Source organism: Haemophilus haemolyticus, from assembly GCF_003493605.1.
Taxonomy (GTDB): domain Bacteria; phylum Pseudomonadota; class Gammaproteobacteria; order Enterobacterales; family Pasteurellaceae; genus Haemophilus; species Haemophilus haemolyticus_J.
This window is the reverse complement of record NZ_QQKA01000016.1, coordinates 1-11,182: the sequence shown is the minus strand read 5'-3', so window position 1 is coordinate 11,182 and position 11,182 is coordinate 1. Positions and strand designations below refer to the sequence as shown.

Below are 11,182 nucleotides of genomic sequence, written 5' to 3'. Positions count from 1 at the left end.
TGGGCGATTAAAAACGGAATGTTATTACGGCAAACGATTTGAGACGTTCGAACAACTGGAAAAAACGATTCATGAATATATTCATTATTACAACCATGAGCGCATTCAGGGGAAACTAAAAGGACTCAGCCCTGTGAATTACAGAACTCAGTCCTTGAACTAAATCAGTCTAACTTTTTGGGGTCAGATCATTAAACAGCCTTTTTCTCCTTTAGTAAGTATTCTAGATTCCTCTATATTATGTAATATGGAGTTTGATTGATAAGTGTACGCATTAAAGAAACTAAATGAAAGTTTTTTTGATTCAAATTGCTTAGTAATATGTTTGCGACGTTCAGTTGCATTCTCCATACTAATGACAATATTTTCAATAGCACTCATATTTAAATAAAAATGGAAATAACTAAATTTTTTGCATTCTACTATACGAAAAGAATAAATCAACAATAAAAGTCTGTGTTAAAATTCTCAAAATTTATTTATAGAAGAGCAAAAATGGCAACCTATTTCGTCGGTGATTTGCAAGGCTGTTATGATGAATTACAGCTTTTATTAGAACGTGTGAGCTTCAATCCTACGCAAGATAAACTTTATCTCGTGGGGGATCTTGTGGCGCGTGGGGATAAATCACTTGAATGTCTTCGTTTCGTAAAATCACTCGGTAATGCCGCGCAAACCGTACTAGGTAATCACGATTTACACTTAATTGCGACCGCACTGGGTATTAAAAAAGTGAAACCTCGTGATCGTGTCGATGCTATTTTTAATGCACCCGATTTTGATGAACTCATTGACTGGTTACGCCATCAGCCATTACTTGTTCATAATGAAGAATTAAATTTCCTGATGGCTCACGCAGGCATTTCGCCTGATTGGGATTTGGAAACGGCGAAATCTTGTGCAGCTGAAGTTGAACAGATTTTACAACACGGTGATTTTCATTATCTTATTGAAAATATGTATTCCGAACAGCCTGATCGCTGGTCACCAGATTTGCAGGGCTTAGCGCGTCATCGTTACATTATTAATGCTTTTACTCGAATGCGTTTTTGCTATTTGGATCATCGCTTTGATTTTGCTTGTAAATCCCCTTTAAAAGATGCGCCAGCAGAGCTCACGCCTTGGTTTAATTTAGATAATCCACTTTATAAACAAATTCCCATTGTCTTTGGGCATTGGGCAAGTTTAGTCGATGAGCCGACGCCACAAGGTATTTATGCCTTGGATACTGGTTGTGTGTGGAATAATAGAATGACCATGTTGCGTTGGGAAGACAAACAGTTCTTCACACAAAGTGCGGTCAAAAATTACAGTGATTTTTAAGGAAACGCTATGCTTTCGCTTACTGCCGAATCTTGTGAACTGTTCAATATTCCTTTCTATCAATTCGCCCAAATGAAAAAATTCTGCCCGGAAGATATTCCGGCGATTAAAGCTAATTACAAATTACATTGGGATAACTGGAAAGCGATAATTCAATCTGTTTCAGCACAACTCGGTACGCCTTTTGCAAAACCGCATATTGAAAGCTGGACCAATGGTTGGCAGGTTCGAGCACATTTCTTCGCTTATTTTAAATACGAGTTTAACCAAAATTCTGCAGCAATCTTTTCTGTGCTCTTAAATCGTCGCCGACTAAGAGTGTGCTTAGATTGGCATTGCTATCGTGCTGATCGCTCACAAATTAATGTGCAACAATATAATCAGTGGCTTGATCAATTTGATTTCAAACAATTTGCTGGTTTTGATATTTGGCGAGAAGATGAAAGTGAATATGATGATTTTCGCCAAGTAAAACAAATAACTAAAAACGATCTCATTTTACGCTCAGAAGAAGATTTTTGGTGCATAGGAAAAAGCATTGAAAAATCGGAGATCAATCAAATAAATCCCGTCTCTTTTATCACTCAAACTATTCAAGCATTACAACCAATCTACGAATATTGCCATCAATAAAAGTGAGGTTATTTTCATGAAAGTTTTTCGCCCTGTTTAGTTGTTATGTTATCATTACATTAATTTAACATTTTTAACAATTTAAACTTTTAGGAGAGCTTTATGAAAAACGTCGTGATCGTTGGCGGGGGCGCTGGCGGCATTGAATTAGCGACATTCTTAGGTGATAAATTAGGTCGAAAAAGACAAGCTAAGGTGACACTTGTGGATCGTAATGCCACTCATCTATGGAAACCCTTATTGCATGAAATTGCAACGGGCGTAATGGATGATGGCGTAGATTCTCTTAGCTATCGCGCACATGGTAAAAATCACCATTTCAGTTTTGAACAGGGTTCAATCACTCGTATTAATCGTGAACAAAAATATGTTGAACTCGCCCCTGTTTATGGGCAAGAAGGCGATATGCTCGTCGTTGCTCGCCGAATTCCTTACGATTATTTAGTGGTTGCAATTGGTAGCAAATCAAATGATTTCAACACAAAAGGTGTAGCTGATAACTGTATTTTCTTAGACAGTTCAGGTCAAGCGTTGCGCTTTCAGCAAAAAATGTTGGAATTATTCCTTAAATTCTCAGAGAACCGTGCTTTAGATGATATTGGTGAAGAAGAATTTAAACAGAAATTAGTCGATGAAAGCAAAGTAAATATTGCGATTATTGGCGGTGGCGCAACTGGTGTGGAATTAACCGCTGAGCTTTATCATGCCACGGAAGATTTATCTTCTTACGGCTATGGCAAGATTGATAACTCATGTTTACAAGTCACACTTGTTGAAGCAGGACCTCGCTTACTACCAGCACTACCCGAAGATTTATCTGCTGCGGTATTAGACGAGTTACAAGAAATGGGCGCGAACGTGAAATTAAATAAAATGATCACCGAAGCTCAACCCAATACCCTTATCACTAAAGACGGGGAAGAAATTAAGGCAGATCTCATTGTTTGGGCGGCAGGCGTTCGCACTTCAACAGTGACACAACAATTTGATGGATTAGAACTCAATCGAATCAATCAATTAGTGGTAAAAGACACGCTTCAAACAACCGTTGATGACAGTATTTTTGCCATTGGCGACTGTGCAGCATTAACGCAGCCAAACGGTAAATTAGTCCCGCCAAGAGCTCAAGCCGCACATCAAATGGCAAAAGCTTGTGCAAAAAATATCTTTGCATTTTTTGAGCAAAAACCATTAAAAGCATTTAAATATAACGATAAAGGCACCTTGGTTTCTCTTTCGAGCTTTACTGCATTAGGCAGTATTTCGAATAAATTTGGAAAAAATCCTCTTACCATTCAGGGTAAATTTGCACAATTTGCCTATGTATCTTTGTATAGAATGCATCAACATGCTTTACATGGTTGCATTAAAATTGGATTGATTATTCTGGTTGATAAACTTAATCGTTATTTAAAACCAAGATTAAAATTACACTAATCGTTAAAGACAAAAGTGCGGTGAAAAATCACCGCACTTCCTATCGAAATTTAACTTCTTGTACAATACGCTTAGCTGCAGCTATTGGCAACTGCCCGATAAACGTAATTTCTTTTCCGCTACGCACTTCACTATAAATCGTATAGGCCCCTTGTTTCCAAGTATTTTCAGGTAATACATTAGAACCAGCATTAGAAACAAATAGCGTAAAAGTGAACAAACCATCGCTATATAGCGCACTATCTATCACTTCATTTTCCAATGTTTCTTGAGTATATCGAATTAAAGAAAAACCTTGTGGCAACCAACCTGCAGACCAAGTTATATCTGAACTTTGTTCATTTTTACTTTCTTTCAATAACGGGGGCATTGAGACCTTGTTAATATACTCCGTCAATCCTCTTAGTCTATCATCGATATAAAGCGTTACAACTCTAAACTGATCAAGTAATTTACCTTCACTATCAAGCATATCGCCACGTAATAATAAACCATTTTCTTCATCGACAAAGACTAAATACTGATATCGGAAATCATCTTTAGGGACGATACGAATCGTGTCAGCAAAACGCCCTGCCACTCGATCTTTGCCTAATTTTATAAAATCATAAGCTGAAGAAAGTTTATCAAAATCAGCACGAACAACGGCCGGCATTGCATCGACGATATTGCCACTATTAAGCGTAAATGCTTGAGTATTTGGCTGAAAATAACTGACTAAATTATCACGTTGAATAATTTCTTGTTGACGTCCATCAAGCGTTACTAATTGCGCATAAGTTTTATTATCTTTCTTAATATGACGATAGCGAAAGGAATCCATATTTGATGGCGTTGTTTGAACAAAGGCAATTTCATAATTGAGATTATCCAATGCTTGTGTCATTTTATCTAAAGACTGCTTTGCAGAAAGATCTTCAGCAGAAGCAATACTACTTAATAGTAAAGAAAGAGAAAGTGCGGTGAATTTTAACGCGATTTTTTTCATAAAAATAAATTTAAAGGATAAAAATTCACCACGCTAAATAACATATTAGGTGGTGAATTAACATAAACTAACTGAACTAATCGTATTATTTCTGACTATTACTACTTACATTTAATGCATCGACATGCATACGACGTTGTAATTCATAGTTCTGTAACATCGCACCAATACGACGACTTTTTTGTTCAAGCTGATCCGATGTCAATGTATCTTTACTCGGCGCATTATAGCTAACCTCTTGAACTGCATTATTAAATGGCAAGGTTTGCAACACTGGAGTCTCAGGTAAATTAGACGCATCGTTTTTATTATTGAAAGATTGAACACCAAGTACCGCCACTAAACATACACCAGCAGCAACAGCAACTTGCGTCATTGGCGCAAAGAACGCTTTTAATTTTTGCATAAATGCAGAATTATGCGCATCTTCTGGTTCAGGTTGAGACACCGCAATGACATCGACTTTCTTCACTTCTTCAGATTCAATTAAACCTGCCATTTTAACGGTAAAATCAGCCCCTAGAAACAAGGCGCTTTCTTTACGCATCACTGCTCGTACAGCATGGAATGCCTGCCAAGATTCTTGTAATTCTTCGTCTTTCAATAAAGCATCTGTCAAGCCAGCCTCGACTTGTTCGCCATCCATATAGGCTGAAAGTTGCTCTTTTTGCATAGTAAACTCCGACATTTTTATTCGCGTTGCATCAGTGGCTGAATTTTATTCTCAATAATTTCCCTTGCGCGGAAAATACGAGAACGAACAGTACCAACAGGGCAATCCATAATTTCTGCAATCTCTTCATAGCTTAAGCCTTCTAGCTCTCGCAAGGTGATTGCTGTTTTTAAATCTTCTGGCAAACTGTGAATCGTACTAAACACGATTCGTTCAAGTTCACTAGATAACATTTCATTTTCGGGTGTATCTACATCCCGCAAGTGCGTACCCACATCATAATTTTCAGCATCCTCAGCTAAAATATCTTCATTAGGTGGACGACGCCCTTGAGCCGTTAAATAATTTTTTGCCGTATTGACGGCAATTCGATAAAGCCATGTATAGAAAGCACTTTCGCCACGAAAAGATTCAATTGAGCGATAAGCCTTTATAAAGGATTCTTGCACCACATCAGGAATATCGTTACGTGACACATAGCGAGTCAAAAGCCCCGCCACTTTATTCTGATAACGAGAAACCAACAAATTGAAGGCTTTCTTATCCCCTTGCTGCACTCTTTCTACCAAAGCCTGATCTGTTAGCTGTTCAGCCATATTTCTCCTATGCCAATATCTAACACGCCTTAATATTCAAGACAGCAAGCTCTTGTTGCAATCTCAGACACAAGTGTGTGAAAAAAGTTCATACGTATCTTAATAATTTTAATTAGTTGTGATTTTTTGTACGTTTTGGATATATTCCACCATAGATTGAATTTCTGAATCTGATGATTGGCCACGATTAAAAAACCAAGAAAATAGCTGCAGATCTGTACTTGCTAATAAACGAATAAATATATCTTTTTTGTCATCTGTTAATTCATCAAAATGCTTCAAATAAAAAGGCATAATGATTTTATCCAACTCCAACATTCCTCGGCGGCAATCCCATTCAATACGGGGTTTATTATATTTTTCCATTTTTAATTCCTTAAATTTTAGGGGCCGATTATAGCCTAAAAAATAACAATAAAAAAAGGTTGGCATATTTACCAACCTTTATTTTTCAATTTCATTATTTATTCTTTAATAAATCACGAATTTCTGTGAGCAAATCTTCTGATGTAGGACCTGCTTTTTTCTCTTCTGGTTTTCTCACTTTATTAAGTGCCTTAATCATCATAAAGATTGCAAGAGCAATAATAATGAAATCAATCACATTCTGAATAAACACACCGTAGTTTAAAGTAACTGCAGGAACATCGCCTTGTGCTTGAGCTAATACAAATTTCATATCTTTGAAATCAATACCACCCGTTAAAATACCTAACACAGGCATAAAAATATCACTGACAAGTGAGCTTACAATCTTACCAAACGCACCACCGATAATCACACCGACAGCCATATCTACAACATTACCGCGCATTGCAAATTCGCGAAATTCCTTAATAAAACTCATAATAATTTTTCCTTTAGAGATTGAATAAAAAGAGCGACGATTATAATCAGCCGATCTTAAAAGTAAATAAATCGTTAAATGAAGAATGCACTTGGCTGGAACAATTTTTCAATTTCAGGCACATTCTTCTTATCACTCAAATAAATCACTACATGATCGCCTTCTTCAATCACAACTTGGCGTCGTGCAACAATTACATCATTACCACGCAATAAAGCACCAATAATGGTTCCCATAGGCAAACGCAACTCACCGATTTTGCGCCCTACCACATTGGAGGTGCTTTCATCACCATGCGCGACAATTTCAATAGCCTCAGCGATACCATGTCGTAATGTAGCCACATTTTTCACATCACCTTTACGAACATGCCCAAGCAAAGCAGAAATAGTTGCTTGCTGCGGTGAAACCACAATATCAATACTTCCACCTTGAATCAGGTTTATATAAGCAATTCGTTGAATCAGCACCATTGCTTTCTTGGCTCCCAAACGTTTTGCCAATAAAGCAGACATAATATTAGCTTCATCATCACTACTTAATGAAAGGAACACATCGACATTTTCAATATGTTCTTCAAACAATAAATTTTGATCAGACGCATCACCATAAAAAACCAAGGTTTTTGAAAGTTTTTCAGCTAACAAATTAGCCCGTTCTTCATCACGCTCAATTAATTTTACGGTACAAACATTTTCCAAACATTTCGCTACGCCAGCGGCAACATTTCCGCCCCCGACGATCATTACACGTTTATAAGGTTTTTCTAATCTCTGAAGTTCACTCATTACTGCTTTTATATGCTCAGTTGCACAAATAAAAGTAATTTCATCACCAGCTTCAACAATAGTAGACCCCTGCGGGCGAATCGGTTTGCCGTTACGCAAAATAGACATAATACGACAATCAATATGTGGCATATGTTCACGAAATGCGGAAAGCGCATATCCAACCAAAGGACCACCATAATAAGCTCTTACCACAACCATGCTAATACGATTATTCGCGAAATGGGCGACTTGTAATGCCCCTGGATAAGCAATTAAACGTGTAATTTCATCTGTCACAAGATTTTCAGGCGAAATCAAATGATCAATAGGTACATTCTCATCATTGAATAACTTATCTTTTTCACGTAAATATTCTGAATTACGAATACGGGCAATACGCGTTGGTGTATTAAATAATGTATAGCCCATTTGGCAGGCTACCATATTGATTTCATCAGAGGCTGTTACGGCAACCATTAAATCTGCATCAGCCGCACCTGCATCACGAAGCACTTTTGGAGATGATGGAGAGCCTTGTACCACACGCAAATCGTGCTTTTCTTGTAAGGCTTGTAACTGTGGGGACTCGTTATCAACGAGTGTGATATCGTTATCTTCACTAACCAAATTTTCGGCAAGCGTTGTTCCTACCTGACCTGCGCCCAAAATGATGATTTTCATTATCGCCCTCCTTTATGCTCGTTTAAGCAATTTCGCATAATAGAACCCATCGCCACTATTTGGTTGCGGAATGAATTGAAAACCCACCGCACTTTTATCATCACTAAAAGGTAATGGCAATAACTCCGCATCCGCGTGGGCATTTAAAAATGCTTGGATTTGTTCGCAATTTTCTTCTGGCAATACAGAACAAGTCGCATAAAGCAAAATACCGTTTGGCTTAAGTTTTTCCCAAAGTGCACTCAGAATTTTCTTCTGTAGTTCAACAAGCTGAGCGATATCGCTTTCTTTACGTAACCATTTTATATCGGGGTGGCGTCGAATCACCCCTGTTGCAGAACAAGGGGCATCAAGTAAAATTCGGTCAAATTTCACCGCACTTTTACCGATTTCAGCTAACCATTCGTCAGGTTTACTCGCATCACCACACACCACTATCGCTTGCTGATTTAAACGTTCAAGATTTTCTTCTACTCGTTTTAAGCGATGAGATTCAACATCTAATGCAATCACATTAGACTGAGGTGCCAGTTCTAAAATATGAGTCGTTTTACCGCCTGGTGCCGCGCAAGCATCAAGGATCCACTCCTCATTTTTTGGATCAAGCAACGTTGCCGCCCACTGTGCACTCAAATCTTGTACCGTAACCGCCCCTTCTTCAAAGTGCGGTAATTTTTGCACAGCAATCGGTATATCTAAACATAGCGCATTAGGATGATGGCTTGTTTTCGAAGAAATACCTTGTTCTTCAAGTAAAGTGCGGTAAGTTTCGAGGGCGTTTTTTTGTGAATTCACTCGTAGCCACATTGGTGGTTTCTGATTGTTCGCCTCAATGATCTCACGCCAATTCGGATAGGCTTTTTTTAATTTATTCACGAACCATTCAGGGTGAAGCGTTTGCCAATTTTTATCGATAATGGCCAAAATTTCACCTTGCTCACGTAAAAACCTACGCAAAACCGCATTCACTAATCCTCTAAAACTATCAGATTTTAATGATTTTGTTGCATTCACAACTTCATCAACTGCCGCATGAGCAGGCACTCGCATATAAAGTAATTGGTATAACCCTACAAGTAACAAGCAATGAACAATGCGAGTTTTACCTTTAAGCGGCTTATCCACAAGACGTTTGATAATTTGCTCTAAGCGAGGCAATACGCGACACACGCCAAAACAAATTTCTTGTAGTAAGGGCAAATCTTGGGCTTTTACAGAAAGTTGCACTTCTGGAATTAACGCCGACAAGGATTTGCCCTCATCCAATACTTGCAAAATTAAGTTTGCAGCAATAGCTCTGGTCGAAAGTGCGGTCATTTTTACTGAATTTTTTACTTTGATAGTTTTAGAAGAAAATTTTTTCATTATGCAAGCACCTTACCAATAGTAAACCATTCTGCACGGCCATTTAATAAATCTTGTGCAGACATAGGCTTTTTACCTGCAGGTTGTAATTGCAATAAGTTTAAGACACCATCGACAGTCGCAATTTGAATGCCATTTTTATCCGCACTTAAAATAGTTCCCGCTGGTTTATCTTGATGAGGCAACACTTCCGCTTGATACACTTTTAAAGTTTGAGCATTGCCATCCTTATCTTCCGTTGAAAAATAAGCAATCGGCCAAGGATTAAAAGCACGAATATTACGCTCAAGTTGCATTGCAGGAAGCGACCAATCTAATTGAGCCTCTTCTTTAGAAAGTTTTTCGGCATAATTACTTTGGCTGTCATCTTGTTTTTCCGCTATAAATTTACCGTTTTCAATATTATCTAAAACATCAATTAATGCTGATGGAGCAAGCTCTGCCAGTTTGTTATAAAGACTTGTTGAAGTTTCAGTCGGTAAAATATCACAATAGACTTTGTGTAACATATCACCTGTATCTAAACCTTCATCCATTTGCATAATGGTTATACCCGTTTGTGCATCACCAGCCCAAATTGAGCGCTGAATGGGTGCAGCTCCTCGCCAACGAGGAAGAATAGAACCATGCACATTCAAACAACCTAAACGAGGGGCGTCTAATACAGCTTTCGGTAAAATTAATCCATAAGCGACAACAACCATTACATCTGCATTTAACGCTTTTAATTCAGACTGCGCCTCTTCTTTACGTAAGGATTTAGGTTGATAAACGGGAATGTTATTTTGCTCAGCAAGTTGCTTAACAGGGCTTGCTTGCAGTTTTTTACCGCGACCAGCTGGTTTATCAGGTTGAGTATAAACAGCGATCACATTATGTTGAGAATTTAGAATGGCTTGTAAATGCTGTGCAGCAAAATCTGGCGTACCAGCAAAAATAATATTAAGTGATTTCATAATGTTCTACGTTATGGCGATTGATAGGAAGTAGGGTGGGCTTCAGCCCACCATTTTTTGAAATGATTGGTGGGCTAAAGCCCACCCTACGTTTTAGCTTTTCGCAATCTGCTTCTTGTATTTAATCAACTTTTCTTTAATGCGCTGGCGTTTAAGTGGAGAAAGATAATCAACAAATAAAATTCCATTTAAATGATCAATTTCGTGTTGAATACAGATCGCAAGCAAACCATCCGCATCTAAAGTAAATTCTTTACCGTCACGATCTAACGCTCTCACTTTCACTTTTTCTTTACGAGGAACCAACGCACGGAACCCTGGAATGGATAAGCATCCCTCTTCAATTCCCGTTTCACCTTCAGAAGACAAAATTTCAGGATTAATCAAGACAATCTGATTTTGTTTATCACCTTCAACATCAATAGTAATAATACGTTGCAAAATATCTACTTGAGGTGCAGCTAAACCAATACCTTCTTCTTGATACATCGTATCAAACATATCATCAACAATTTTACGAATTGCATCATTAACTTCAGTAACAGGCTCACAGACAACCTTTAAGTGATCATCAGGATAAATTAATACATTAAGTGCGGTCATAATTTCTCTTGTTTTTAAGGGTAGAATTTTAGCGAGATTGTAGCACAGCTAATAAAACATTTATAGGAATGTGACTTCATATGAGTTGAAAAATCACTTACTTATTGAAAATTAAAATTAGAGTCTTATTTATTTAAATAATGAGTAAATTCCCAAAAAGCAAAAACCCCAGTCCTTCAACTGGGGTTCTTCTGTTTTTACTTAATTTAGATATGTATTTGGTAACCTGGCGGTGCCCTACTCTCACATGGGGATGCCCCACACTACCATCGGCATTACAGCGTTTCACTTCTGAGTTCGGTATGGTTCA

General features: G+C 37.8%; 14 protein-coding genes and 1 rRNA gene. 4 read left to right on the top strand and 11 right to left on the bottom strand.

Annotation, left to right across the window (positions count from 1 at the left end; genetic code table 11):
- Positions 1 to 163, top strand: a 163-nt coding sequence (locus DV424_RS08745) for an IS3 family transposase (protein ID WP_154099475.1), incomplete at its 5' end; no start/stop codon positions are given.
- A gap of 20 nt (positions 164 to 183) precedes the next feature.
- Here the strand turns inward: DV424_RS08745 and DV424_RS08740 are convergent.
- Positions 184 to 381, bottom strand: a complete 198-nt coding sequence (locus DV424_RS08740) for a glycosyltransferase family 25 protein (RefSeq protein ID WP_118859750.1) — start codon at positions 379 to 381, stop codon at positions 184 to 186.
- A gap of 114 nt (positions 382 to 495) precedes the next feature.
- On the opposite strand from DV424_RS08740, the gene apaH reads away from it, so the two are divergent.
- The 3 genes from apaH to DV424_RS08725 all read left to right on the top strand — a co-directional run bounded on the left by apaH (position 496) and on the right by DV424_RS08725 (position 3,393).
- A complete protein-coding gene (gene apaH, locus DV424_RS08735; RefSeq protein ID WP_118859749.1) occupies positions 496 to 1,323 on the top strand; it encodes a bis(5'-nucleosyl)-tetraphosphatase (symmetrical) ApaH in 828 nt (275 codons plus the stop codon).
- A 9-nt stretch (positions 1,324 to 1,332) separates the two neighbouring features.
- Complete coding sequence (locus tag DV424_RS08730) at positions 1,333 to 1,956, top strand: glucose-6-phosphate 1-dehydrogenase family protein (RefSeq protein ID WP_118859748.1); 624 nt, start codon at positions 1,333 to 1,335, stop codon at positions 1,954 to 1,956.
- A gap of 102 nt (positions 1,957 to 2,058) precedes the next feature.
- Positions 2,059 to 3,393, top strand: coding sequence for an NAD(P)/FAD-dependent oxidoreductase (locus tag DV424_RS08725; RefSeq protein WP_118859747.1), 1,335 nt, complete (start codon positions 2,059 to 2,061; stop codon positions 3,391 to 3,393).
- Positions 3,394 to 3,433: 40 nt separating this feature from the next.
- On the opposite strand, the gene rseB is transcribed toward DV424_RS08725, so the two are convergent.
- The 10 genes from rseB to rrf form a co-directional block, all read right to left on the bottom strand.
- Positions 3,434 to 4,381, bottom strand: a complete 948-nt coding sequence (gene rseB / locus DV424_RS08720) for a sigma-E factor regulatory protein RseB (RefSeq protein WP_118859746.1) — start codon at positions 4,379 to 4,381, stop codon at positions 3,434 to 3,436.
- Between the two features lie 85 nt (positions 4,382 to 4,466).
- A complete protein-coding gene (locus DV424_RS08715) occupies positions 4,467 to 5,054 on the bottom strand; it encodes a sigma-E factor negative regulatory protein (RefSeq protein WP_118859745.1) in 588 nt (195 codons plus the stop codon).
- Between the two features lie 17 nt (positions 5,055 to 5,071).
- A complete protein-coding gene (rpoE, locus tag DV424_RS08710) occupies positions 5,072 to 5,650 on the bottom strand; it encodes an RNA polymerase sigma factor RpoE (protein ID WP_005627595.1) in 579 nt (192 codons plus the stop codon).
- A gap of 108 nt (positions 5,651 to 5,758) precedes the next feature.
- Positions 5,759 to 6,016 (bottom strand): FAD assembly factor SdhE, encoded by a 258-nt coding sequence (locus DV424_RS08705; protein WP_118859744.1) that lies wholly within the window; start codon positions 6,014 to 6,016, stop codon positions 5,759 to 5,761.
- Between the two features lie 94 nt (positions 6,017 to 6,110).
- Complete coding sequence (gene mscL / locus DV424_RS08700; RefSeq protein ID WP_118859743.1) at positions 6,111 to 6,497, bottom strand: large-conductance mechanosensitive channel protein MscL; 387 nt, start codon at positions 6,495 to 6,497, stop codon at positions 6,111 to 6,113.
- Between the two features lie 74 nt (positions 6,498 to 6,571).
- Positions 6,572 to 7,948 carry a Trk system potassium transporter TrkA gene (gene trkA / locus DV424_RS08695; RefSeq protein WP_005633005.1) on the bottom strand — a complete coding sequence of 459 codons (1,377 nt, stop codon included), beginning with the start codon at positions 7,946 to 7,948 and terminating at the stop codon, positions 6,572 to 6,574.
- Positions 7,949 to 7,960: 12 nt separating this feature from the next.
- The gene (gene rsmB, locus DV424_RS08690) at positions 7,961 to 9,313 is read right to left on the bottom strand and encodes a 16S rRNA (cytosine(967)-C(5))-methyltransferase RsmB (RefSeq protein WP_118859742.1); all 1,353 of its coding nucleotides are present in this window, start codon (positions 9,311 to 9,313) and stop codon (positions 7,961 to 7,963) included.
- Positions 9,313 to 10,269 carry a methionyl-tRNA formyltransferase gene (fmt, locus tag DV424_RS08685; protein WP_118859741.1) on the bottom strand — a complete coding sequence of 319 codons (957 nt, stop codon included), beginning with the start codon at positions 10,267 to 10,269 and terminating at the stop codon, positions 9,313 to 9,315. The genes rsmB and fmt overlap by 1 nt, the downstream gene beginning before the upstream one ends.
- A 93-nt stretch (positions 10,270 to 10,362) precedes the next feature.
- The gene (gene def / locus DV424_RS08680; protein WP_118859740.1) at positions 10,363 to 10,872 is read right to left on the bottom strand and encodes a peptide deformylase; all 510 of its coding nucleotides are present in this window, start codon (positions 10,870 to 10,872) and stop codon (positions 10,363 to 10,365) included.
- 224 nt (positions 10,873 to 11,096) lie between these two features.
- Positions 11,097 to 11,182, bottom strand: a 5S ribosomal RNA gene (gene rrf, locus DV424_RS09075); the annotation flags it as partial.

Excerpts from the sequence above, each read along its gene's own strand:
- DV424_RS08725 (WP_118859747.1), top strand. The coding sequence starts at position 2,059 with ATGAAAAACGTCGTGATCGTTGGCGGGGGCGCTGGCGGCATTGAATTA.
- trkA (WP_005633005.1), bottom strand. The coding sequence starts at position 7,948 with ATGAAAATCATCATTTTGGGCGCAGGTCAGGTAGGAACAACGCTTGCC.
- DV424_RS08715 (WP_118859745.1), bottom strand. The coding sequence starts at position 5,054 with ATGCAAAAAGAGCAACTTTCAGCCTATATGGATGGCGAACAAGTCGAG.
- apaH (WP_118859749.1), top strand. The coding sequence starts at position 496 with ATGGCAACCTATTTCGTCGGTGATTTGCAAGGCTGTTATGATGAATTA.
- mscL (WP_118859743.1), bottom strand. The coding sequence starts at position 6,497 with ATGAGTTTTATTAAGGAATTTCGCGAATTTGCAATGCGCGGTAATGTT.
- fmt (WP_118859741.1), bottom strand. The coding sequence starts at position 10,269 with ATGAAATCACTTAATATTATTTTTGCTGGTACGCCAGATTTTGCTGCA.
- DV424_RS08730 (WP_118859748.1), top strand. The coding sequence starts at position 1,333 with ATGCTTTCGCTTACTGCCGAATCTTGTGAACTGTTCAATATTCCTTTC.
- rsmB (WP_118859742.1), bottom strand. The coding sequence starts at position 9,313 with ATGAAAAAATTTTCTTCTAAAACTATCAAAGTAAAAAATTCAGTAAAA.
- rseB (WP_118859746.1), bottom strand. The coding sequence starts at position 4,381 with ATGAAAAAAATCGCGTTAAAATTCACCGCACTTTCTCTTTCTTTACTA.
- DV424_RS08740 (WP_118859750.1), bottom strand. The coding sequence starts at position 381 with ATGAGTGCTATTGAAAATATTGTCATTAGTATGGAGAATGCAACTGAA.
- def (WP_118859740.1), bottom strand. The coding sequence starts at position 10,872 with ATGACCGCACTTAATGTATTAATTTATCCTGATGATCACTTAAAGGTT.
- rpoE (WP_005627595.1), bottom strand. The coding sequence starts at position 5,650 with ATGGCTGAACAGCTAACAGATCAGGCTTTGGTAGAAAGAGTGCAGCAA.
- DV424_RS08705 (WP_118859744.1), bottom strand. The coding sequence starts at position 6,016 with ATGGAAAAATATAATAAACCCCGTATTGAATGGGATTGCCGCCGAGGA.